The 23274-nt window shown below is 25.9% G+C and carries 22 protein-coding genes; 5 read left to right on the top strand and 17 right to left on the bottom strand.

Annotated features, from left to right (window positions below; genetic code table 11):
• Positions 1-6: 6 nt before the first annotated feature.
• From acpP to HCG76_RS03225, 3 genes are all read right to left on the bottom strand, one after another.
• Positions 7-237 (bottom strand): acyl carrier protein, encoded by a 231-nt coding sequence (gene acpP / locus HCG76_RS03235; protein ID WP_221698662.1) that lies wholly within the window; start codon positions 235-237, stop codon positions 7-9.
• Between the two features lie 84 nt (positions 238-321).
• Positions 322-1299, bottom strand: a complete 978-nt coding sequence (locus HCG76_RS03230; RefSeq protein WP_221698663.1) for a beta-ketoacyl-ACP synthase III — start codon at positions 1297-1299, stop codon at positions 322-324.
• 564 nt (positions 1300-1863) lie between these two features.
• The gene (locus tag HCG76_RS03225; RefSeq protein ID WP_221698664.1) at positions 1864-2385 is read right to left on the bottom strand and encodes a CarD family transcriptional regulator; all 522 of its coding nucleotides are present in this window, start codon (positions 2383-2385) and stop codon (positions 1864-1866) included.
• A 298-nt stretch (positions 2386-2683) separates the two neighbouring features.
• Between HCG76_RS03225 and HCG76_RS03220 the strand changes: the two genes are divergently transcribed.
• On the top strand, positions 2684-3148 hold the full coding sequence (locus HCG76_RS03220; RefSeq protein ID WP_221698665.1) for a GreA/GreB family elongation factor: 465 nt from the start codon (positions 2684-2686) through the stop codon (positions 3146-3148).
• 60 nt (positions 3149-3208) lie between these two features.
• Here the strand turns inward: HCG76_RS03220 and HCG76_RS03215 are convergent, their stop codons facing one another.
• The 3 genes from HCG76_RS03215 to HCG76_RS03205 all read right to left on the bottom strand — a co-directional run bounded on the left by HCG76_RS03215 (position 3209) and on the right by HCG76_RS03205 (position 6047).
• The gene (locus tag HCG76_RS03215) at positions 3209-3724 is read right to left on the bottom strand and encodes a GrpB family protein (RefSeq protein ID WP_221698666.1); all 516 of its coding nucleotides are present in this window, start codon (positions 3722-3724) and stop codon (positions 3209-3211) included.
• A gap of 148 nt (positions 3725-3872) precedes the next feature.
• On the bottom strand, positions 3873-4526 hold the full coding sequence (locus HCG76_RS03210; protein ID WP_221698667.1) for a Bax inhibitor-1 family protein: 654 nt from the start codon (positions 4524-4526) through the stop codon (positions 3873-3875).
• A 123-nt stretch (positions 4527-4649) separates the two neighbouring features.
• The gene (locus HCG76_RS03205) at positions 4650-6047 is read right to left on the bottom strand and encodes an MATE family efflux transporter (RefSeq protein WP_221698668.1); all 1398 of its coding nucleotides are present in this window, start codon (positions 6045-6047) and stop codon (positions 4650-4652) included.
• 100 nt (positions 6048-6147) lie between these two features.
• Between HCG76_RS03205 and HCG76_RS03200 the strand changes: the two genes are divergently transcribed.
• Entirely contained in the window at positions 6148-6582 is a 435-nt protein-coding gene (locus HCG76_RS03200; protein WP_221698669.1) for a MarR family winged helix-turn-helix transcriptional regulator, read from the top strand.
• A 39-nt stretch (positions 6583-6621) separates the two neighbouring features.
• Here HCG76_RS03200 and lepB read toward each other — a convergent pair whose 3' ends face one another.
• Positions 6622-7155, bottom strand: a complete 534-nt coding sequence (lepB, locus tag HCG76_RS03195; RefSeq protein WP_221698670.1) for a signal peptidase I — start codon at positions 7153-7155, stop codon at positions 6622-6624.
• A 48-nt stretch (positions 7156-7203) separates the two neighbouring features.
• The gene (locus tag HCG76_RS03190) at positions 7204-7767 is read right to left on the bottom strand and encodes a hypothetical protein (RefSeq protein WP_221698671.1); all 564 of its coding nucleotides are present in this window, start codon (positions 7765-7767) and stop codon (positions 7204-7206) included.
• A 254-nt stretch (positions 7768-8021) separates the two neighbouring features.
• Between HCG76_RS03190 and dusA the strand changes: the two genes are divergently transcribed.
• Entirely contained in the window at positions 8022-9065 is a 1044-nt protein-coding gene (dusA, locus tag HCG76_RS03185; RefSeq protein WP_221698672.1) for a tRNA dihydrouridine(20/20a) synthase DusA, read from the top strand.
• Between the two features lie 63 nt (positions 9066-9128).
• Here dusA and HCG76_RS03180 read toward each other — a convergent pair whose 3' ends face one another.
• Positions 9129-9926, bottom strand: coding sequence for an HAD family hydrolase (locus HCG76_RS03180; RefSeq protein WP_221698673.1), 798 nt, complete (start codon positions 9924-9926; stop codon positions 9129-9131).
• 122 nt (positions 9927-10048) lie between these two features.
• Between HCG76_RS03180 and HCG76_RS03175 the strand changes: the two genes are divergently transcribed.
• Positions 10049-10813 (top strand): DeoR/GlpR family DNA-binding transcription regulator, encoded by a 765-nt coding sequence (locus HCG76_RS03175; RefSeq protein WP_221698674.1) that lies wholly within the window; start codon positions 10049-10051, stop codon positions 10811-10813.
• Positions 10814-10864: 51 nt separating this feature from the next.
• Here the strand turns inward: HCG76_RS03175 and HCG76_RS03170 are convergent, their stop codons facing one another.
• The 3 genes from HCG76_RS03170 to mnmH form a co-directional block, all read right to left on the bottom strand.
• Positions 10865-11533: a DUF6508 domain-containing protein gene (locus HCG76_RS03170; protein ID WP_221698675.1), complete on the bottom strand. Its 669-nt coding sequence runs from the start codon at positions 11531-11533 to the stop codon at positions 10865-10867.
• Positions 11534-11616: 83 nt separating this feature from the next.
• Positions 11617-12633, bottom strand: coding sequence for an alpha-hydroxy-acid oxidizing protein (locus HCG76_RS03165; RefSeq protein ID WP_221698676.1), 1017 nt, complete (start codon positions 12631-12633; stop codon positions 11617-11619).
• 25 nt (positions 12634-12658) lie between these two features.
• On the bottom strand, positions 12659-13762 hold the full coding sequence (gene mnmH, locus HCG76_RS03160; RefSeq protein WP_221698677.1) for a tRNA 2-selenouridine(34) synthase MnmH: 1104 nt from the start codon (positions 13760-13762) through the stop codon (positions 12659-12661).
• A gap of 466 nt (positions 13763-14228) precedes the next feature.
• On the opposite strand from mnmH, the gene HCG76_RS03155 reads away from it, so the two are divergent.
• Entirely contained in the window at positions 14229-14948 is a 720-nt protein-coding gene (locus tag HCG76_RS03155) for a hypothetical protein (RefSeq protein WP_221698678.1), read from the top strand.
• Between the two features lie 123 nt (positions 14949-15071).
• Here the strand turns inward: HCG76_RS03155 and HCG76_RS03150 are convergent, their stop codons facing one another.
• The 5 genes from HCG76_RS03150 to HCG76_RS03130 form a co-directional block, all read right to left on the bottom strand.
• A complete protein-coding gene (locus HCG76_RS03150) occupies positions 15072-16715 on the bottom strand; it encodes a potassium/proton antiporter (protein ID WP_221698679.1) in 1644 nt (547 codons plus the stop codon).
• Between the two features lie 138 nt (positions 16716-16853).
• A complete protein-coding gene (locus tag HCG76_RS03145; protein ID WP_221698680.1) occupies positions 16854-17861 on the bottom strand; it encodes a hypothetical protein in 1008 nt (335 codons plus the stop codon).
• Between the two features lie 145 nt (positions 17862-18006).
• The gene (locus HCG76_RS03140; RefSeq protein WP_221698681.1) at positions 18007-19698 is read right to left on the bottom strand and encodes a peptide ABC transporter substrate-binding protein; all 1692 of its coding nucleotides are present in this window, start codon (positions 19696-19698) and stop codon (positions 18007-18009) included.
• A gap of 544 nt (positions 19699-20242) precedes the next feature.
• The gene (locus tag HCG76_RS03135) at positions 20243-21901 is read right to left on the bottom strand and encodes a peptide ABC transporter substrate-binding protein (protein WP_221698682.1); all 1659 of its coding nucleotides are present in this window, start codon (positions 21899-21901) and stop codon (positions 20243-20245) included.
• Positions 21902-22036: 135 nt separating this feature from the next.
• Positions 22037-23116 carry a M42 family metallopeptidase gene (locus tag HCG76_RS03130; RefSeq protein ID WP_221698683.1) on the bottom strand — a complete coding sequence of 360 codons (1080 nt, stop codon included), beginning with the start codon at positions 23114-23116 and terminating at the stop codon, positions 22037-22039.
• Positions 23117-23274: the final 158 nt, after the last annotated feature.

Below are 23274 nucleotides of genomic sequence, written 5' to 3'. Positions count from 1 at the left end.
CCAATACTATTTTGCTGCTGTTGCTTTTTCAATGTAATTTACAGCATCTGAAACTGTTTTTATGTTTTCAACTTCCTCAACTTTTACATCAAAAGCATCTTCAAGCTCCATTATAACTTGGAATAAATCTAATGAATCAGCTTCTAAGTCTTCTATAAATCTTGTTTCTAAAGTAACATCTTCTTCATTAACTCCTAATTGATCTACTACTATTTCCTTAATTTTTTCAAATATCATTTTAATTTCCTCCTAAATTTTAACCGACGTTATTTCTATTTTTTTACGTTTAAATTCATTTTTTCTCTTAATTTTTATAAGATACTACCATTCAAGTAGTATTCCCGCCCAAGTTAGGCCACCACCAAAAGCAACTAAAATAACTTTATCGCCTTTTTTAATTAAATTTTTTTCTACAACTTCACTAAAGGCAATAGGTACACTGGCTGCTGAAGTATTTCCATAGGATTCTAGATTCACATAGAACTTGTCCTTACTTATATTTAACTTTTTAGCAGCATCATCTATTATTCTTAGATTTGCTTGATGTGGAATTATATATTTAATATTTGATATATCTTCCCCAGAATTTTCTAATAGTTTATTTACTACTTTAGGGATTATAGATATAGCAAATTTAAAAACCTTTCTACCGTCCATTTGTATGTGTTCTTCTCTTTCAAGAGAACTTTCTGCAAATGGTGTATTAATTGTGAATTGATTAGCAGTTAATGCTTTAGCACCTGTTTTTCCATCTGAACCAAAGTAAGTACTTATGATTCTGCTATTGTCTGAACTAGCTTCAAGAATAGCTGCACCTGCACCATCACCAAATAATACACAAGTGTTTCTATCATTCCAATTTACTATTCTTGAAAGAACTTCACTACCAATAACTAAAGCTTTGCTTCCTCCTCCATTTTTAATTAAAGAGTTAGCAATTATAGATGCATATAAAAATCCAGAGCAAGCAGCACTTACATCAAATGCAGCTGCATTATTACATCCTAATACGCTTTGGACACTACATGCAGTAGAAGGCATAATTCTATCAGGTGAAGTTGTGGCAACTACAATTAGATCTATATCTTCTGGAGTACAATTTGCCATTTTCATTGCATTAATTGATGCTTTAACAGCTAAATCCACTGTATTTTCACCAGTTGAAATTTTTCTTTCACATATTCCTGTTCTTTTTACTATCCATTCATGTGATGTATCAACTAAATTAGATAATTGATCATTACTTACAGCATTTTCTGGACAGTAATGTCCAACGCCTACTATTTTTACTACATTCATTTTAACACCTTTGTTTTAAAAATATAATTATTTGATAATCAAATAATATTCTTAAAAATATTGAAATATTAAATACTTTAATATTTCTCTTTAGTTAATCTCATAATAAATAATAAGTCATTAATATATTTAATCTAATAAAAGATACTATTGATTAAATACAATTTGTTTATAATTTTATAAATAAAAAAAATAATTCCAAAATAAAAATATAATTTTAAAGTTAAATTAATATAAAATAATTCAAATAGCGACTAAAATTCTAAAATTATCCACTCCCCTTTCAAAAATTTTGATTATCAAACATCTTTATAATAAGACTATTTTGGGATTTTGTCAATCTTTTTTTACAATATTTCCTTTCTAGAAGTATATATTGCATCTTAAAATATATTTTAAGTATCAAAATATATCATTTGAGAAAACTATTTACAGAATTGAAAAATAGGAAATTAAATAGAAGAGTTATCGGTAATACAGTGAATATTGGAGTTGGTATATTAAATTGATTAGTTAGTAAAGAAAATAGAATTCTAAAATATTAGAATTTTATTTTCTTTATATTTATAAGTTAATTGGTGGTTTTTCAGATGGTTCCAATTCACCTAATATAAATGGTATAACTTCATCTACCTTAATGTTAAGGACTAATGCAAATTCTTCATGTAATAATCTTTGAGCTTCAGACATTATTTTCTCATCACCTACATAAAGTTTTTTACCTTCATTTTTTTTCTTTTCTTTTTCAAGATATAAAGTTTTTATTAATTTGATTAATGCTATAGTATCTCCTTTTTTCAAAATATCAGTATATTTTTCCTTACGGAGATTTATATCATCAATCCATATAGTCTCATTATCAGGCATTGATCTTATTAATTCATATACATCTTTTACAGTCATAATTTTTCTTGTATTTATCGTAGTATTATCAATAGGAGCATAAATAGTTGAATTAGGATCATAGGCAGGTTTAAGAACGTAATACTCTCTCTCTATATTAGTATTAAACTTCTTTTTTACTATATCAATTACTTTACATACACCTGTTGTTCCATAAATAATATAGTCATTTTTTGAAAACATTATATTCCTCCTTAATAAAAAAACGTGTAATTTATCGACAACTGGACTTACGTTGTATATCGACAAACTACACGTTGTATATTTTATAATTTACATATTGAATAATTCAATATTATTTTTATAACATTATTATACAGCTAAAAAAAAATTTTTTCAAATGATTGTAATTTAAATTAATTACTACTTAGAATACAAATAGTTAAATAATAAGTAATTTTATATTTAATGATATCTTTATTTTTCATAAATAAATCTTTATAATAGTATCATAATATACTTTAGGAGAGATTTTTATTTTATGAATAAGATATTAACAGAATCAAATATTAAAAAATTACAAGAAGAGCTAGATTATAGAATGACAGTAAGAAGAGCTGAAATAGCTAAAGAAAAATTAATTGCAGCAGCACATGGAGATAGATCTGAAAATGCTGAGTATAAAGCTGCTTGTGAAGAGTATAGAGAAAACGATAATAGAATACAGCATCTATTAACTCTTATAACTACTGCCACAGTTATTGATGATGAAAATATAGACAAATCAACATTAGGCATAAATACAAAAGCGAAAATTAAGTTTATAGACGATGATTTTGAGGATACTATAACTTTAGTAACTACATTAGATGCTAAACCAGAAGATATGTTAATAAGTATTGAGTCAGAGCTTGGAAAAGCTTTATCAGGTAAAAGAGTTGGAGATATAGTTGAAGTTGAAGCACCTGGTGATAATTATTCTGTGGAGATATTAGAAATACTTTAAAAAAATGCTATATCAAATGTGAATTTGATATAGCATTTTTTAATTATTATAAATGTTTAGTTACAATAAGTTTATTTCTTTACATAATTCTAATATAAATAAGTTTTTATATTCTCTATATTTATTTATATCATTAGGGAATAATTTAGAAGCTCTAATCTTAATTTTACTATAATTTTCAGTAGCTTCTTTATTACTATTTAAGTAATTTCTTAATAAAAGCTGTTTTTTTAATTCCTTTGATTTTCGAGTATAAACATACAAGTTATGCGTCATGAAACTTTGAGTACCAGTATATTTAAATGCTTCAATTTCTTCGAGTTTCAATGAACCTTTATATGTATACCCAATTCTGTTTAACCTTTTTATAACAATATTGAAACAATTATAAGTTGGAATAATAATATCTATATCAATTATAGGATTACCTACTAATCCTTTAACAGATGTACCTCCAACATGTTCAATACCAATAATAATATCATCTAATGCTTTTATTAATTGATCCTTTATTTTTTCAAATTCAAATTCCCAATTTTTATCATAAGGTAAAACTACAACTTCGCTAGTCTTCATTTTTCCTCCTATATAAATAATTTATAAATTATTAAGTATTTAAATATTTAAATATTTAAATATTTTATATATTATTTATATTTTATTTTATAATAACATATTCAAATTTATATAGCTTATTTTATGATTTAATATTATATATTATTATTTAATTATCATCTTTTAAAATTGAAACAAATCTTAATAAATCAACTAATAAGTTTAAGAAACTTATAAATATAGAAAATGAAAGACTTACTATTTCTTCTTCTGATAAAATGCTATATCTACATCTATTTTGAACAGATTTCATAATTATCAAAGCGTAAATAGAATATATAGCTATTCCAATAGCTGAAATAATTAAATCATATGTTCCAAAATTAAAGAAAAATATATTTATAAATTCTAAAACTAATAAAACTAGAATACCTATTGTTACAATTGGGCCTAATTTGAATATATTTTCCTCGCTTTGATTTGAAGCAACTAAATAAGATATACCAAATATTAAAATTACTCCAATTATTACTGAAATAAAAGTGGCAGCCCCTAAATTATAAAAATAATATATATAAGTTGAACCCGTAAGTATTCCTAAAATAAAAGCATATATATTCATATTAGTTTTATTTCTAACAAATCCCCCACGCCTACTAAAAGCAGATATTAAAACTAATATAAAGAATGCTATGTTTAAGAAATACCTAAAACTTGCTGGAATAAAATTAACTCCTATAAATGCTCCTAATGCTAGAAATAATAAAGCTATAAAAAATGTTTTTAATATTTCTAGATAATTACTCTTAACTATACTTCTCATTTCAAAACCTCCTACTACCTTCCATTTTTATTATATCCATATAATATGAAATAATAATATATGTTCTGTTAAATTTATGTCAATTTTGAAAAATGCACCTATAAAATAGGTGCATTTAAGATTCTAAGATAAATTACTTTTTGTTTTTAAGTCAAGTGGTTCTGATATTTCCTTCATAGCCCTTCTAAATTGAATAAAGAATAATATAGCAGTTGTAGAAACAGCTAATATATCAGCTACAGGTTCTGCTGTAAATACAGCTGTTGTTTTATCAGCCATAAATAGTGGCATAATATAAATTAAAGGTACTAATAATAATATTTTTCTTAATAAAGCTAAGAATAATGATGTTTTTGCATTTCCTAATGCAATAAATGATTGTTGACAAGCAATTTGTATACCAAATACACAAGAAACAGCCATATATATTCTTAAAGCATGACTTGTAAATTCAACAAGTTCTGGATCATTATTAAATATAAGCACGAAAGTTCTAGGGGTTATCATTGCAAGTCCCCATAGTACAAATGAATATACTAAACATGAAATAAGTAGTATTTTAAATGCTTTTTTAACACGATCAGCATTTTTAGCACCATAATTATAACTTATAATTGGTTGACCACCTTGTGTTAAACCAGTAAGTGGAAGCATTGAGAATTGCATTACACTTGTAAGAATTGTCATTGCTCCAACTGCAACATCCCCTCCATATTTTAAGAGTGATGAGTTAAAACAAACCGCTATTAAACTTTCTGTAGATTGCATTATAAATGGTGCTAGTCCTAATAATATAGAAGGAAGTATTATTTCCTTAGATAAACGTAAATTTTTCTTTCTTAATTTTAATGTTGTTTTTTTACCTGTTAAGAAGAATAATATCCAAATCATAGATAATGATTGAGAAATTATTGTTGCTAACGCGGCACCAGATACTCCCATATTGAATCCAAAAATAAATATAGGATCAAGTATAATATTAAAGATTGCTCCTATTAAAACTGTCATCATACTAGTTTTGGCAAAACCTTGTGCACTAATAAATGCATTAAGTCCAAGAGTTAATTGAACAAATATTGTTCCAAGGCTATATATTTTCATATAACTTACTGCAAATTCTATTGTATTTTCACTTGCTCCAAATATTAAAAGTAAGTCCTTTGAAAATAAAGAAAAAATAACTGTAATAATAAGTGATAAAATTATTAATAATGAAAATGAATTTCCTAAGGTCTTTTCTGCATTATCTTTTTCACCTTTTCCTAAAAAGATGGAAGCTCTTGGAGCAGCACCCATACTTACAAGAGCAGCAAATGCTGAAATAAGCATAATAAGAGGTAAACATACTCCTACACCTGTAAGTGCTAATTTACCAACGTTTGCAATATGTCCAATATACATACGGTCTACTAAATTGTACAATAAGTTAATAATTTGTGCTGCAATTGCAGGAACTGCTAATTTAAAAAGTAGTTTTCCTACACTGCAACTTCCTAATTCTTCAGTTTGATTATGTTGCATAATATCTTTCTCCTTTAATAAAATTGACAAATAATAATAATTTCTATAAAATAGTTTACAAGGAAACAGTTTATACGTCAACTATATATGGAGGATAATAATGAAAAACAATTTTGATATTACTAAAATACTGTATTCTATTAAGAATATAAATGATTTATATTATAATTTATCAGTAAAAGTTGCGGCTGAATGTGGAATTACAAAACCAGAAGCTGATGTTCTAGCCTTTCTTAACAATAATCCAACATGCGATACAGCTAAAGATATAGTTAAATTAAAAGGATTTTCAAAGGCGTATGTTTCAAAAGCTGTAGAACCACTTTTAGAAAAAGGACTTCTAAAAATTAATATTGATAAAAATGATAGACGATGTCAACACTTAAAGCTTACTGAAGAATCTAAACCTATAATAAAAGAGTTATATGATATGCAAAATAAATTTATAAATAAAATTACAGAAGGAATAGATAAAAAAGATATAGAAAAATATCTTGAAGTTATACAATGTTTTTCAGAAAATGCTACAAAATAATAAAAAGAGAGCACTTTTTAATAAATGCTCTCTTTTTATTTAATTTATAAAACCAAATTCATCAAAAGGAAATACCTTAATAAATGCTTTTCCTTTTATATCATTAAAGTCTATATATTTATTTACCCAATATCTAGAATCAAATGAGTCACCTCTATTATCTCCTAAAAAGAAGTACTTTCCAGCCGGTACAGTATAAGATCCACTAAAATAATCTTGATTCTGGATATAATCTTCAGTTAAAATTTCACCATTTACACTTAATACACCATTATCTATTACAACATTATCATTAGGTAATCCTATTAACCTTTTTATCATTAATTCTTTTTTTTCATCAGAATAAAAAATTATTAAATCTCCTCTACTTAGACTTTCTTCTTTATATATTCTATTAGCAAATAATCTATCACCTATCTCTAGAGTTGGAAGCATTGATTCACTAGGAATTTGAATTTGAAATATTAGAAATTTATTTATTAATATAGCTATAAAAACTGCACAAATAATTGGTATAATCCAATCATAAAAAACTTTCATAAAAAACTTTTTTTTCTTTACTACCTCTATCATAATACTCTCCCATTATTACCATATAGATTGTCCAATAAATAGAAATGATTATTGGAATAGTTCATTATTATCATCATCGAAATATTTAACATCTAAACGAATTCCAGAACTTTCTTCAGGGGTTAAATTTTCCTTTATTAAAACCATAGATTCTCTTCCAAGTTCTAAATCAGCAGTATATTTATAAATATCATTTATTGTGATTTCGACCCTTGAAACCTTTTCCCCATTAGAAATTATAACATAACCATATTTTGCCTTAGATATATCATTATAATTTTCATAAATTATTCTGTAATTAGAAACACCTAATCCCTCTTTAGAAATGTCTAATTTATTTGTCTGATTCAATTGATATTTTCCTTCATTATCTTTTTCATATACAAAAACTCCTTGAGTAGAATCAGTTGAAAACCCTACAATTTTTGTATCTGCAACATAAATTTCATCTATAACAGAAAGACTATATTCATTAACTATATTTTCTAATTCCTCTTTATTAATATCTTTTAATTCCTCATCATTTCTATTTAAATAAATTTTACTTTCCATACAGCTTATAAGAAGTAAATTTAATAAAACAATGGAAATTACTAATATAATTCTTTTCATAGGTTTCCTCCATTTATTATTAAGAAGATAATTAAATTATATTTTATTATGTGTAATTTAATTATACACTTAAATTGGTAATAAAATCTATATATTATATTAATTTATATAAATAAAAATATTATATTTACCTTAAAACAAAGAATTATAAATTTTTATAATTCTTTCACCTTTATTCCTAGTTATATAAGTAATTAAAATTTTATATGCTATAATAAAACATAATAATTTATTAAAATGAAAGGATACAAAAGATGGAAAAGTATATTTCAAATATAAAAACGCCTAAAATAAGTATTGCACCTATGGTTGATAAATCACATAGACATTTTAGATATTTTTGTAGAATTATGAATAAAGATGCGCTTCTTTATACAGAAATGGTAACAGCTCAAGCAATAATTAATGGGGATTTAGATAAAATTCTATATTTTAGAGAAGATGAAGGACCAGTTGCTCTTCAAATAGCAGCTGCAAGTTCAGAAGATGCTTATAAAGCTGTTAAACTGGCTGAAAAATATAATTATGCAGAAATTAATTTAAATTGTGGCTGCCCTTCTGATAGGGTGTCAGGAAATCTAATGGGAGCAGCTTTAATGTCTGATAAGAATTTAGTTTATGAAATAATTTCGGCTATGAAAGAAGCAACTAATAAACCCGTAACAATAAAACATAGAATAGGAATTGATGGTACTGGGGTATTAGATGACAATACAAAAAAGATTATAATGAATGGATATGAAGACTTGTTAGAATTTTTAAACACAGTATCTAAAGCAAAACCAGATAGATATACTGTTCATGCTCGTTCAGCTATATTAAAGGGACTTAGTCCTAAAGATAATAGAGAAGTTCCTCCTCTTGATTATGATATGGTTTATAAATTAAAAAAGGATTTTAGTTATTTAAATATAGAGATAAATGGTGGATTTAAGACTTTAGAAAATATAAAAGATGCATTAACAAAGGTTGATGGAGTTATGATAGGAAGAGCTTCCTATGAAGATTGTTATCTATTAGCAAATTTACATAAACTTAATGAAAAAAATATAAATAGCAAATCAATTTCTCGAGGAGAAATTATTAAATCTTATATCCCTTATGTTGTTGAAGAAATTGAAAAAGGTAGCAATGTACATGCTTTAGCTGCTCCATTACAAAGTTTATTCCAAGGTGAAAAAGGAAGTAGAAAGTTTAAACAGTTACTATCATCAGGTAATGTAAAAAAAGAAACTATAGTTGATATATTATATAATATATTAGAAGTTATGCCTCCTGAAGTTTTATGGGATTTATAAAAAGACTATAATAAAAAGTACTTATATTTCTTTAGAAGTAAGAAATATAAGTACTTTAGTTTTTTATAATTTTAAAATATATTTTTCTATTCCTGTTGCAACGCCATCTTTCTGTACTTCATCTGTAATTTTATGTGCATATTTTTTTACTTCATCATTTGCATTTCCCATAGCTATACCACATCCTACAGTAGAAAGCATTTCTATATCATTTTTTCCATCACCAAAAGCATAACTATTTTCAATACTAATATCTAAGTATTCTAAAACTTTAATTATTCCAGTGGCCTTCGTATTCTTTTTAGAGTATAATTCAAAAGATTTTATGGCTATGCTATTAACATAATCATAATCTTTATTTCTTTGAACAATTTCTAAACAAGATTTTGCAACATCATCATTTGGGCACATCATTTCAATTTTAAATGTTTTAATTTCATCTAATGAAAACTCATCTTTTATTAAATCTTTAGAAACACCTACTGAATCATAAAAATCATAGAATTCCTTGAATTTTTTATTCATATATGAATAATATTCACCTTCTAATATGTACTGTATATTAAGCTCGTCTAATTCATTTGCTAAATTATTAATAAATTCACTTTCAATATGATCACTATGAATTGTTTCATTATTTATTATTACATGAGCACCATTAGCTAAAATAAATCCATCAAACCCAAAATCTAATATATTTTTACTTAAAAATGCATATGGTCTTCCTGTTGAAATAAAGACATAATGTCCCTCTTTTTGTAAAGCTCTAATTGCTTTCTTTACATTAGGAGTAATATCAACTATTCCCCCAAAATGATCTAATAATGTTCCATCAATATCAAAAAATACAGCTTTTTTCATTAAATCCCCTCCATTCCTAGTTATGCTCATTTTATCTCAGTTTATCCTTATTGTCAATTGACTTCTTTTTTAAAATAGAATACAATGAGAATAAATAGGAATATGATTAAAGGAGATATGAAATGTTTACTGAAGAGCGTCATAAATATATATTAGAGTTGTTAGATCAAAATGGTAAAATTCTTGTAAAAGATTTAAGTAAAGAATTTAATGTTAGTGAAAGTATGATAAGAAAAGATTTAAAGGTATTAGAGAGAAAAAATTTACTTCGTAGAACCTACGGTGGTGCTATTACTATAGATAATAATCCTATTAAGATAAAAAGTTTTAATAATCGTATAAGTGAAAATATAGAATTTAAAAGTATAATTGCTAAAAAATCATTTGAAAAGTTATCAGATAATGATACCATTTTTCTAGATGCATCAACTACTTCTTTTATGATAGCAAAATTAATTGTAGAAAATAATAAACAATTAACTGTAATTACTAATATGTTTGAAATAGCATCTTTAATAACACCTGATACCAATACAAAATTTATTTTTATTGGTGGAGATTACAACTCATATGTTGGGGGTAGTATAGGCTCTCATGCTATAGAACAAATAAATAATTATAGATGTAACAAAGCATTTATGGGGTGTACAGGAATTGATCTTAGAGATGGGACTATAAGTACTTCACTTTCAGAAGACGCTGCAACTAAGAAAGCAATTACTAAGATCTCAGATAAATTATTTTTACTTTCTTTAAATGAAAAATTCAAAAAAAATGGTTCATTTAAATTTTCTAACTTGCTTGATTTTTATGGAATAATTACTGAAGAGTTACCAGACGAATCAATATTATTAAATCTTAAGGAATATTATGTAAATATAATTTAATATTTTTATAAAAAAGAACAACTTCTATTAAAATATAGAAGTTGTTTTTGTTTATAATAAATTATAAATTAATGAAAAAAAATAACTTTTATTAATAGTTGATTTTTTTTCATCATTACTAATTATTTCTCCATTTTTTATCTTTAAATATAGATAATATGATTTTTCAAAATCTTTAAAAATTAATTTTCTTTTTTTAGTTAGCTTACAAGATGGAATGTTTTTATTAGCACAATCTATAACTATAAAATTATTTTTCCTTTTAGCACTAAACCACCTATGCTTTCTTTTATCAGTAGGAATTGTTTCAAACTCAATTGTTTTATTACCTAATCTATTAATTATTTTATCCCAGGCTAAATAAGGTAATATATTATATAGTACTTTTTCAAAGACATTATAATATATAGCACTTGCAATTAATCCCTTACAAACCTTTTCTTCTTTTATATAATATGTTAAAAGAGCTTTAGATAGTTTAATGTCAGATATATCTGCCAGTTCATATAATTTACTATAATTTTCATGATATATATTAATAGTATTCTTATAATTATTATCTATTAAATTAATTTCATAAACAAAATCTACAAATTCTATTATAGTAGAGCTATACCTAATTATAGTATTATAAAAAGCATTATTTTTAGATTCATAAAAAATATTATTTTTATTACTAAAGTAGTCAATATAAAATTTAATCTTTTCTATAATATCCATAAACATATCCTCTTAATATTTAAGGTATATTATTAGTATATTAATTACTTTGATTCTTGTTCTTTATAATAAAAAGATACCTATTATTTTCTTATCATCTCTCTAGAAATATCTTTAATTGAATATGCACCACACATGGCCATAGTATCTTCCAGTTCAGAAGCTAATTTATGAATGTATGTTTTAATCCCATCTTCTTCACCACCATAAAGTGCAGTAACGAATGTTCTACAAATAAGTACTCCATCTGCACCTAGTGCTAATGCTTTAAATATATCAATTCCTGAACGTATTCCACCATCAACAAATACTTTCATTGAATCTCCTACCGCATCAACAATATCAGATAATACTTCTGCAGTTGAAGGACATTGATCTAAAACTCTACCACCATGATTAGATACAACAATTGCCGTTGCACCAGCTTCTTTAGCTTTTAAGGCCCCTTTTACAGTCATAATTCCTTTTATTATAAATGGTAAGTTAGATATTTCAATTATTTCTTTAAGTTCAGATACTGATTTAGCTCCTGCTGGAGGATTCATGTTTTTTAAAAATGGAAGGCCAGCAGCATCAATATCCATGGCTATTGCTATAGCACCAGAATTTTTAACTAAATTTAATTTTTCTTTTATAGTATCTATGTTCCAAGGCTTAACTGTAGGAATACCTAATCCTGATACGCTTTTTATAGCGTCTGTAGCTGATTTCATAACTTCAGGATTAGTACCATCTCCAGTAAAAGCTAATATTCCTTCATTAGCACATGATGAAACTAAAATATTATTATAAGACACATCATCATATTTATTACCATAATGTAAATTAACTGCACCTACAGGTCCAGCAAAAAAAGGATATTTAAATTTATGACCAAATAGTTCAATACTTGTATCAATAGACCTATTTTCAGTTAAAGTATCCATATTAACTCGTATTTCTTTCCATTTATCATAATTACGTATGGCAGTATCTCCAATTCCTTTTGCTCCTGGACCTGGAATTTGATTTTTACATGCTTTTCCATTACATTCTATACAAGCTTTGCAATATTCACCAATGCAATGTTTTGCATTATTTAATACTTCATTATAATTCATTTACTTCAATCCTTTCATAATAAAATTAATTTAATGCCTTTAAAAACTCTAATACAGATTTTTTATCACCTTTATAAATAATATTTCTTGTATCTTTTGATATAGAATGTTTATAGAGTGGATCATAATAGTTAACTAAAAATAATTCTATCCATCTGTTATGATGATAAAATTCATTAGTTGAGCATTGAAGGCTAAAAGCTGTTTTTAACTCTTCTAATACAACTTTAAAGCGATCACCACCAAGTCTTTCTTTTAACTTCATCATACTACCTGCTATATTTTCATACCATTTTCTCATCCCTAAATCTATATTGTTATAAAATTTTATATATTCAGTTTGAGCTTTAATAACATAATCATTTAATATATTTTCAATCCTCTCTTCCAATGTTGAATCTAGAAATACTACACTTCCTTGATTTATAAATTTATAGAATTCCATAGGTATAAAACTTTTACCTATATTTTTACTTTCATCTTCTACAATTATATGATTATATCCTTTATTTGAATGCTTGATAACTTCATAAGCTAGGTTATTTTCAAAATTTATTTGTGTTGGTTGAGGTGTTATAAATCCACCAAATGCAGAACCCCTGTGATTAGCAATTCCCTCAAGATCTATTGATGTATCAAGTTCTTTTAATACTTCTGTTTTTCCTGAACCTGTATAACCAGTTAGAACTATTGGTTTTGCATAAATATTACAGGGATCTAAAGCTTTTATAAGAAAATTCCTAAATTCTTTATATCCACCTTGTAATTTAGTAATATTTATTCCTAATTCATTTACTATCCACTCTTGAGCTATTGTTGAACGAGAACCTCCTCTAAAACAATATATAAGTGCTTTTGGATTCTTTTTAAGAAATCTTTCCCATTCATCTAATTTATTTTTCTTATTTTTACCTGAAACAATTTTATAGCCAAGTTTTGTAGCCTCTTCATTACCTTTTTCTTTATAACATATTCCTATAATATGTCTTTCATCAGTTGTTAATATAGGTATATTTGTAGAATTAATAAATGCACCTTTTTCAAACTCTATAGATGCACGAACATCTAAAAGCGGTAACTCATTTATAATTATGTTCTTATAATCATTTGTTATTTCCAAATTTTTCATCTCTACTCCCTCTATAATTAGTAAAATTAATACAATTATATCATATTTAAACTAATAGTATTTAATAAAAGTTAAATACATTTGATCCGGTTTTTCTTCGATATTATATAAATAATCGTAACTAACATTTCCAAAGTTGATTATTTTACTTACTTCATCATTATAACATTTTAAAATAGCTATACAATCTTCAGAAATATACACTTATACAGTAACAATAAAAAATACAAATACCATAGGAACTGAAACTGATGCCTTTTAATTTATTATTATAGATAATATATCAACATGGGCTACGCTTAATATAAATTCAATAATAGTAAATGGTACTGGAAGTTATGGTCAATATAATTATACTACCTCAACTGTTAATGTTCCTATTAATAAACTTCAACCTGGTGGATATATTACACTTCCAACTGGTCAAAGCTATACGGGACCTTCATATAGAAATGGAGTTTCAATTATGCCAACTGTATCATCTAATGTTGTAACATTCCCAACAGAAGCAATTATAGATGCAAGAGCTGTTGCACAAACAATAACCTATACACTTTTCTGTAAGATAAATGATGCAATAAAAGTATATCCTAATTATGCTACAACTCAAACTAATACTTGTTCCTGTTCATATAGGCAAGGTTCATCAACAGGTACTTTAGTAACAGTTACAAAAACACTTTTGTTTTTTGTAAATCATCCTAATATAATTTTAAATTTAGATGCAACTGATTTAACTACAAATATTTTTTCATATTACAATCTTGATATTAGTGCTAATTCAAGTATTTTATTTAATATATCAATGGAAAATAATAGTTTAATATCACTTGTAAATGGTAAATTAGAAATTCCTATAGATTCAAATTATATATTTTATGCTATTAATAATGCACTGATGTGCGATGCAACTGATAGTTTTAAAATAAGTATACCATCAGCTTTATTACCTTATACTTTATATATTGATGGTATTAAAATTACAGATGTACCTGCATATACTGCCTACTCAGATAATTTGGATATAATGAAAAATCTTCCTAATGGAACTAAGAAGACTATAACTATACAAACCCTTATTCCTAGTTCTTCTCCATTTGGTACAAGATATGATTTTACTGTAACAGTAGCTTCACTTACTTATCCTTATCCAAGTAAAACCGTATTAAATATGGATCCAAATTAGTAATTTATTAAATAAAATATTTTTATTATTACTATTTTTGATATTAATTATTTTTAAAATAAAAAGAACATGTGAATTAATATAAATCACATGTTCTTCTAAAATATTTATATAAAATTTAAATTACACTTCCACTAATCTTTCTACTTTTTTTAAATCATTAGCTGTAATAACTAATATATCATTAGGCATTATTACTGTACTTCCATTTGGTACTATTACCTTATCTTTACGTTTTATCATAACTATAAGAATATCATCATTTATATTAGAATCACGTATAGATTTATTTGCTATAATACTATTACTACTAACTGAAACTTCCATTATATTTGTGCTTTTTCCTTCTTTATAATCAGTAAAGTATATTAGGTTATTTCCTGATAAAACTAGAGTATCGCCTGGAAAAATTACTGTAGAACCATTTGGAACAAATACATCTCCATTACGTTTTATCATGACAACAAGTATATCTTCAGGAATGTCTGCATCCATTATACTTTTATTAGCAAGTGGGTTACTTTCGTTAATTGTAAGTTCAAATAACTTTGTACTCTTATCTTCTTTATAGTCATTAAATGTTTTAAAAACCGAATCTTCATCATCTATTAAATCAAGTTTTCTTGCTATAGTAGGGATAAGGGTACCTTGTACAGCTACTGAGAATAGCGCCATAAAGAATATTATATGAAAAATATCATAATTTATAGGAACTCCATATGTTACAGCAAAAATTGCAAATACTATTGATGCAGCACCTCTAATACCAACCCATGAAATAAAAAGTTGTTGTTTAATAGGTACCTTAAACCAACTTAATATACTAAATGTTGTAATTGGTCTTGCTATGAAAATCATAAAGATTGAAATAGATATTCCCTTAATTATAACAGATGGTATTTGTGATGGAAAAGCTAATAATCCAAGTAAAAAGAACAATAAAATTTGCATTAGCCAAGATATTCCATCGAAAAATTGGAAAATACTTTTTTTATGAGGTATTTTACTATTTCCTATAATAATACCTGTTATATAAACACTTAAGTATCCATTACCACTTAAATATTCACTTAATGAATAAGCTAGTACTGCTATGGCTGTGATGAATATAGGATAAAAACCTTCTATTTCAAATTTGACATGTCTTAATAAATAAACAGATAATTTTGCTAATATACATGAAGTTACAATAGCAACTATAATTTGACTTAATAACATTGGAATAATATTATTATATCCAACATTGGACATTAATCCTAATGTTATGATAGTAAGCATATATGCAAATGGATCGTTACTACCACTCTCAATTTCTAATATTGAAGCTATTGAACTTTTTAAATTTAACTTTTGAGAACGTAAGATTGCAAACACAGCAGCTGCATCTGTAGACGCAATTACTGAACCTATAAGTAACCCCTCTAATAGTGTTGTATTAAAAATAGAAAAACAAAATAATCCTGTTAGTCCAGCTGTAATAAAAACACCTAATGAAGACATAAGTATGGATTGGATTGCAACAGGCTTGGCCATATTCCAATTAGTACCGAATCCACCATAGAACATTATAAAAATAAGAGCTATAGAGCAAATATTACTAGCTAGTTCAAAATTATCAAAGTATATACCTACTATACCATCAGAACCAAACAACATACCAAGTACTATAAAAATAAGAAGAATTGGAACACCAAACCTATATAATATTTTTGTTGAAGTTATACATATTAATAATACTAATGCACAAATAATCATTAAATTTATCATAGATTTACCTCCATATAAAATCATTATATATTATATTTGCGTATATATAGTACTATAAATTGTTAATAAATTCAATAATATGTATTTTATAACTTCTTAATTTTCATCTAATATTAAGAATGAGATTTTTATTACTATTTATTTAGAGTTAATATTATTTTTTTTTATGGTATTTTCAAATTTCTTAAAGTCCATATCAGTAACATTTTTAAAGGCCTCATTTATATTATGATCTTTTAATTCAAGTAACAAATTTGTAATTACACTCTCATTACTCATATTTACAATTTTATTTATTGAATGATAACTTTGAATATATTGTTTTCCTGACTTTATTTTAAGCCAATCACTTGAATTTGAAAGTTTATTAAATTCAATAAATTCACTACAATCATAATCTAAATTATATAAACGATTTGAAATATAATCGGCAATTCCTTCATTTATCCACACGGGAACATTCTTAGGTAATATATCATTTTCTTTTAAAAACTCTGAAAAATAGTAATGGGATATTTCATGAGTTAACATTGTACTAAAACTATTTTTATCATTTAAAATATCAAAAGAATTATTTAAGTAAATATATATAGTTTTAGTACTATCTATATAATATGAGGAAAGGTTATCTGATTCTTTCCCAAATCTAGATAAAAATACATCTTGATTATAATCTAATTTTATAGTAAAAGAGACATTTATATTATTAAATATCTTTTCACATTTATATTTTGAGGAATCTATTAATTCTTTTAATAATGGAATTACTTCAGATATATTATCTTGGTATAATATTTTAATATCATTATAATTAGCTATATTAAAATTAGAATTGTAATTACTGGGTTCTAAATTTGATATATAACTATTTGCAACTACTTGAGTAATATTATCTATATTTTTTGTAACATAACTCCATAGCAATACAATAAGAATTAGAAGTATATTTATTAATGTAAATATTTTTTTATCTATTTTATTTTGTACTTTCTTTATATTTAATTTTAAGGTAGTTAATATCAGTATAGTTAATAATATTATGCTAAAAATTATAGAGATATTATTATTTTCTAAGATAGATGTAGAGAGTATAATGTAAAGAAAAACTAATATTATATAAGCTGTTATTTCTACTAAGTATTTCATATATTCCCCCATAAAAATTAGATATACTTAGTTTATTAATATTATGTATAAATTAAGAAAATACACATTAAGTAATCAAACTTAATGTGTATTTTCTTAATTTACAATTTAATAATAAAAAGAGAGCAAATTTGCTCTCTTTTTATTATTCTTTATATGCACCTTGCAAGTAAACATTTCCTAAAACAGAAACTTGGATGCCTTTAACATTTTCTTTCCATCCCATTACAGTTGTATAATAGTATATTGGAACAATTGGCATTTCATCCATTAATATATCTTCAGCTTTTCTTAACATTTCTGTTCTCTTAGTTAAATCTATTTCTACTTTAGCATCATTAATTAAATTATCATATTCAGCATTACTGAATCCACAGTCATTATTTCCTCCACCAGTTACCCACATGTCTAAGAATGTCATAGGATCTGAATAATCTCCAATCCATCCATGTCTAGCAAATTCATACTCACCATTTTGTCTTGTATTTAAGAAGACAGCCCATTCTTGGTTAGTTAACTCGACAGTTATTCCTACTTCAGCTAAATTTTGTTGAATTATTTGACAAATATCTTTGTGAGAACCTTCTGAATTATACATTAACTCTATTGTTGGAAGACCTTCACCATTTTCATATCCAGCTTCCTTTAATAATTCTTTTGCTTTTTCAACATTTCCATCCATATCTGATGGGTCAAAGTATTCTTTGTTAGCAAATTCACTTCCATCAGCATTATAAATACCTTGTGGCACAAAACTATAAGCAGGTACTTGTTCAGCTTTACCAACATTATCAATTATTTCTTGTCTATCAATTGCTAAATTTATAGCTTGTCTAACTAATTTATTACCTAATGCTGTTTTTACATCTTCACTTAAAGTATCTTGTTTACCAACATTAATTGCAAAGAAGTAAGTTCCAAGCTTTGGCATAACATGTACAAGTCCTTCTTCTTTACCAGGCTCAATTTCATTTGTTGGAACAGAGTTAACTACATCAAAGTTTCCAGCTTGTAATTCTGAATAAGCAGTAGTGTCATCGGTTACAAGTTTAAAAGTTAATTTATCTAATTTAACACTATCTTTATTCCAATAGTTATCATTCCTTTCAAATACTAATTGATCCTTCATATCCCATTTTACTAATTTAAAAGCACCATTTGATACGTATGTTTCAGGTTTAGTTGCCCATCCTTCAGGATCTGCACTAACTATATCTTCTCTTAATGGAGCATATGTTGGGAATGCTAACAATTGTGGGAAGTATGAAGTTGGAGCTTCTAATGTTACTTCTAAAGTATAATCATCAACTACTTTAATTCCCACTTCATCAGCAGTTGCTTCACCGTTATAATATTTTTCAGCATTTTTTATATAGTATAATTGGTAAGAATATTCTGCTGCAGTTTCTTTAGTCAATGCCCTCATCCAAGAATAATAGAAGTTATCAGCAACTACAGGTTCCCCATCTGACCATTTTCCATCTTTTTTTAATTTAATTGTATAAACTAATCCATCATCTGATACATCTAAGCTTTCTGCTGCACCTTCAATTGCATTATCATTTTCATCAAGTGTCATTATGCATTCAAAAGCATTTACTATTATTGATGCTGCCTCAGAAGCTGTGTTTAATGTTGGATCTATTGTTTCTGGATCTGCCCCTAAGTTAAATACTAACTCTTGCTTGGTATCTTTATTACCTGTAGACTGAGTTTCTTGCTTAGCGCTATCCTCCTCTTTTGAAGGAGTATTACTTCCACACCCAAATAGTAATGTAGTACTAAGAGTTGCAGCAATTAATACTGCACATAGTTTTTTTTGTTTTGAACTTTTCATCTTTAATTGCCCCCTTTGTATTTATATCTAAACTGCTATATGCAATTTATATCTTTTAAAGTATATAGATTCAAAAATAATCTATTTATTTTTTCTTATAATCTTGCCCCTAAAAGATTTATAAGTTTTAAATACTTATACAAATAATTGTATACCATTAATCTGCTTATAATACAAAATTTGTTAAGTTATATTTTGATTATAATTGAAATTTTACATTTGTCAAAGTATATTGTTAAAAAATAAGAGTATTTATTGATATATTATCAAGGAAAAAAGAAATATTAATTAAAATGTCAATCTTGTATAAAGAGTATACTAACGTTTTCATTGGCTAAATACCTTGTTTTTATCTTTTTTATTTATAGTTAGTTTACAATTAACTTTATATTTAAAAAAAAATAATATTATTTTTTTATATATTTAACATTTCTTTACAAACAAACATTTCTTTGTTTCTATACTATTCTAGAAGGACATAAAATATTTTATTATTATTTTTTAAAATCTAAAAGAGAGTCCTAAGACTCTCTTTAAAATTTTGTTATTCTTTATAAGCATTTTTAAAATATACTTTTCCAACTACAGATACTTGGATTCCCTTAACAGCTTTATTCCAAGCCATTACTGTAGTATAGTAATATACAGGAATTACTGGCATTTCATCCATTAATATATCTTCAGCTTCTCTTAATAAACCTTCTCTTTTTACTACATCAGTTTCAATCTTTGCTTGAGAAATTAAACTATCATATTGTGCATTACTAAAGCCAGTATCATTATTTCCACCATTTGTAACCCACATATCTAAGAATGTCATTGCATCAGCATAATCTCCACTCCAACCATGTCTTGAAATTTGATAATCACCTTGTTGTCTTGTATTTAAAAATACTGCCCATTCTTGATTAGTTAATTCAACATTAATTCCAATTTCATTTAAATTTTGTTGAACAATTTGACAAATATCCTTATGAGATCCTTCAGAGTTATACATTAATTCAATAGTAGGAAGTCCTTCTCCATTTTCATATCCAGCTTCTTTTAATAATTCTTTTGCTTTTTCAATATTCACTTCCATATCTTGAGGATTATAATATTCTTTACTTGAGAAATCTGAACCATCATTATTAGGTATTCCTTGAGGTACAAAGCTATAAGCTGCAATTTGATCTGCTTTTCCAACATTATCAATTATTTCTTGTCTATCGATAGCTAAACATATAGCTTGTCTTACTAATTTGTTATTTAATGCTGCTTTTACATCTTCACTTAATATATCTTGTTTACCAACATTTATAGCAAAAAAGTAAGTAGCAAGATTAGGTAATATTTGAACAAGTCCTTCTTCTTTTCCAGGTTCAATTTCATTAGTTGGTACCGAATTAACTACATCAAAATTACCAGATTGTAATTCAGAATATGCAGTTGTTTGGTCTGTTACTAATTTAAATGTCAATTTTTCTAATTTAACTTTATCTTTATCCCAATAATTATCATTTTTTTCGAATACTAATTGATCCTTCATATCCCATTTTACTAATTTGAATGGCCCATTTCCTACGTATGTTTCTGGTTTTGTTGCCCAACCCTCAGGGTCTGCAGTCACAATATCTTCTCTTAATGGAGAATATGTTGGATGTGCTAATAATTGCGGATAATAAGATGTTGGTGTTTCTAATGTTACCTCTAATGTATAATCGTCAATAACTCTAATTCCTACGTCTTCTTTAGATGCCTCACCATTATAATATTTTTCAGCATTTTTTATATAATAAAATTGATAAGAATACTCTGCTGTAGTTTCTTTATCTAATCCTCTCATCCAAGCATAATAAAAATCATTTGCTGTTACAGGTTCCCCATCTGACCATTTTCCATCTTTTCTTAGTTTAAATGTATATACTAAACCATCATCTGAAACATCCATACTTTCAGCAGCACCAGGTTTAGCTACATCATTTTCATCCAATACCATTAATCCCTCAAAAGCATTAACAATTATTGTTGATGAAGTAAGAGAAGTATTTAGAATTGGATCGATAGTTTCAGGATCTGCTCCTAAGTTATATACTATTTCTTGTTTACTATCTGCTCCCCCAGTATTAGTTACATTATCCTTACCACATCCAATAAATAACGAAGTAGTAACATTAGCAGCTAATAAAACTGCACATAATTTTTTTAATTTTGATTTTTTCATTTCAAAATTTCCCCCTTTGTATTTTTATATAAATTGCTATTGCAATTACTAACTTATATTAAATAATCATTATGTTATTAACTTTTCAATTATATAAATGAATAATATTTTAATAGAGTCCCCAATAAGTAAATATTATTTTCTTAAAATAGTATTTATAGTTTCTTCTGTAAGGCTCTTTATTACTTCTACAGCTAAAGATACAGAAGCTTCAATATCTTCTTTGGCGCAATAATTATAATGGCTATGAACATATCTTGATGGAATTCCTAAAACTAGTACTGGAACAGCTTTATAAGTTAAACTTATTTTTGCTGCGTTAGTTGATCCTCCACGTCTAACAGCATTTTGATATTTTATAGAGTGTTTTTCAGCAATTTCTTCTGCATGTTTAATAAATAATGGATTTGCTATATAACCTTGATCTAAATTTCTAATTTGAGTTCCATTTTTTAATGCGCCTTGTGATATATTTTTGGAGTAATATAAATCATCAGCTGGAGAACCTTCAAAAACAATGGCTAAATCTGGTTTAACAACCTGTGAAGTAACTTGTGCACCTCTAGTTCCAACCTCTTCTTGTGCAGCAAAAGCTCCAATAACATCAACATTAAGCCCGCTTATTTCTGATAAAGCTTTTAATGTCTCTATTATGCAAAAGCAACCTACTCTATTATCAAAAGCTTTACCATAACAAACATTATTTTTTTCATTAAAATCAAATTCTACTTTTGGAGCTATTGGGTCACCTATTCTAATATTAAAAACATCCATGACTTCTTCTCTGCTACTTGCTCCAATATCTACAAAAATATCTTCTATTTCTAATGAGTTACTAGATCTTTCACTAGCATTCATAAAATGTACTGGTTTAGATGTTGTTATTCCTTTTATAAGATCACCATATCTATTTCTAACATAGACAGTATGTGCTGGAATAGTTGTATTATGCCATCCACCTAATTGTACTATACTTAATAATCCGTTATCATTAATTGCTTGTACCATAAATCCTACTTCATCAGTATGAGCATCTAACATAACAACTAATTTATTTCCATTATGATTTTTTAACTTGGCATAAACATTGTTCATAGAATCATTTTCTACTAGCATGTCGGTGCAATGTTTTTTTATTACTTTTGTAACTTCATCTTCAAAACCTGATGGTCCAAAGGCATTTGATAATTCTTCTAAAATTTTAATATTAATCATATTCTATCCTCCATGTAATAACTAATATTTATTGATATATTTTTAGTTTATATTTATAAAAGTTGATTATTTGTTAATAAATAATTATATATATTGTTAGTTTAGTATTTATAATCATTTTTTTACATTATACATGTATTAAATACATTTGTCTACTA

Origin of the sequence: Clostridium sp. K13 (assembly GCF_019734195.1) — a bacterium.
In the GTDB taxonomy this organism is placed as follows: domain Bacteria; phylum Bacillota; class Clostridia; order Clostridiales; family Clostridiaceae; genus Clostridium.
The sequence above is the reverse complement of the archived record's forward strand: the minus strand, read 5'-3'. Positions and strand labels throughout refer to the sequence as shown.

What these genes read in the sequence shown, in the direction of transcription:
- HCG76_RS03200 (WP_221698669.1), top strand. Translation starts at nt 6,148, where the DNA reads ATGAAAAACAATTTTGATATTACTAAAATACTGTATTCTATTAAGAAT.
- mnmH (WP_221698677.1), bottom strand. Translation starts at nt 13,762, where the DNA reads ATGAAAAATTTGGAAATAACAAATGATTATAAGAACATAATTATAAAT.
- HCG76_RS03205 (WP_221698668.1), bottom strand. Translation starts at nt 6,047, where the DNA reads ATGCAACATAATCAAACTGAAGAATTAGGAAGTTGCAGTGTAGGAAAA.
- HCG76_RS03215 (WP_221698666.1), bottom strand. Translation starts at nt 3,724, where the DNA reads ATGAAGACTAGCGAAGTTGTAGTTTTACCTTATGATAAAAATTGGGAA.
- dusA (WP_221698672.1), top strand. Translation starts at nt 8,022, where the DNA reads ATGGAAAAGTATATTTCAAATATAAAAACGCCTAAAATAAGTATTGCA.
- HCG76_RS03170 (WP_221698675.1), bottom strand. Translation starts at nt 11,533, where the DNA reads ATGGATATTATAGAAAAGATTAAATTTTATATTGACTACTTTAGTAAT.
- HCG76_RS03140 (WP_221698681.1), bottom strand. Translation starts at nt 19,698, where the DNA reads ATGAAAAGTTCAAAACAAAAAAAACTATGTGCAGTATTAATTGCTGCA.
- acpP (WP_221698662.1), bottom strand. Translation starts at nt 237, where the DNA reads ATGATATTTGAAAAAATTAAGGAAATAGTAGTAGATCAATTAGGAGTT.
- HCG76_RS03135 (WP_221698682.1), bottom strand. Translation starts at nt 21,901, where the DNA reads ATGAAAAAATCAAAATTAAAAAAATTATGTGCAGTTTTATTAGCTGCT.
- HCG76_RS03165 (WP_221698676.1), bottom strand. Translation starts at nt 12,633, where the DNA reads ATGAATTATAATGAAGTATTAAATAATGCAAAACATTGCATTGGTGAA.
- HCG76_RS03210 (WP_221698667.1), bottom strand. Translation starts at nt 4,526, where the DNA reads ATGAGAAGTATAGTTAAGAGTAATTATCTAGAAATATTAAAAACATTT.
- HCG76_RS03220 (WP_221698665.1), top strand. Translation starts at nt 2,684, where the DNA reads ATGAATAAGATATTAACAGAATCAAATATTAAAAAATTACAAGAAGAG.
- HCG76_RS03230 (WP_221698663.1), bottom strand. Translation starts at nt 1,299, where the DNA reads ATGAATGTAGTAAAAATAGTAGGCGTTGGACATTACTGTCCAGAAAAT.
- HCG76_RS03175 (WP_221698674.1), top strand. Translation starts at nt 10,049, where the DNA reads ATGTTTACTGAAGAGCGTCATAAATATATATTAGAGTTGTTAGATCAA.
- HCG76_RS03225 (WP_221698664.1), bottom strand. Translation starts at nt 2,385, where the DNA reads ATGTTTTCAAAAAATGACTATATTATTTATGGAACAACAGGTGTATGT.
- lepB (WP_221698670.1), bottom strand. Translation starts at nt 7,155, where the DNA reads ATGATAGAGGTAGTAAAGAAAAAAAAGTTTTTTATGAAAGTTTTTTAT.
- HCG76_RS03155 (WP_221698678.1), top strand. Translation starts at nt 14,229, where the DNA reads ATGCCAACTGTATCATCTAATGTTGTAACATTCCCAACAGAAGCAATT.
- HCG76_RS03130 (WP_221698683.1), bottom strand. Translation starts at nt 23,116, where the DNA reads ATGATTAATATTAAAATTTTAGAAGAATTATCAAATGCCTTTGGACCA.
- HCG76_RS03150 (WP_221698679.1), bottom strand. Translation starts at nt 16,715, where the DNA reads ATGATAAATTTAATGATTATTTGTGCATTAGTATTATTAATATGTATA.
- HCG76_RS03190 (WP_221698671.1), bottom strand. Translation starts at nt 7,767, where the DNA reads ATGAAAAGAATTATATTAGTAATTTCCATTGTTTTATTAAATTTACTT.
- HCG76_RS03145 (WP_221698680.1), bottom strand. Translation starts at nt 17,861, where the DNA reads ATGAAATACTTAGTAGAAATAACAGCTTATATAATATTAGTTTTTCTT.
- HCG76_RS03180 (WP_221698673.1), bottom strand. Translation starts at nt 9,926, where the DNA reads ATGAAAAAAGCTGTATTTTTTGATATTGATGGAACATTATTAGATCAT.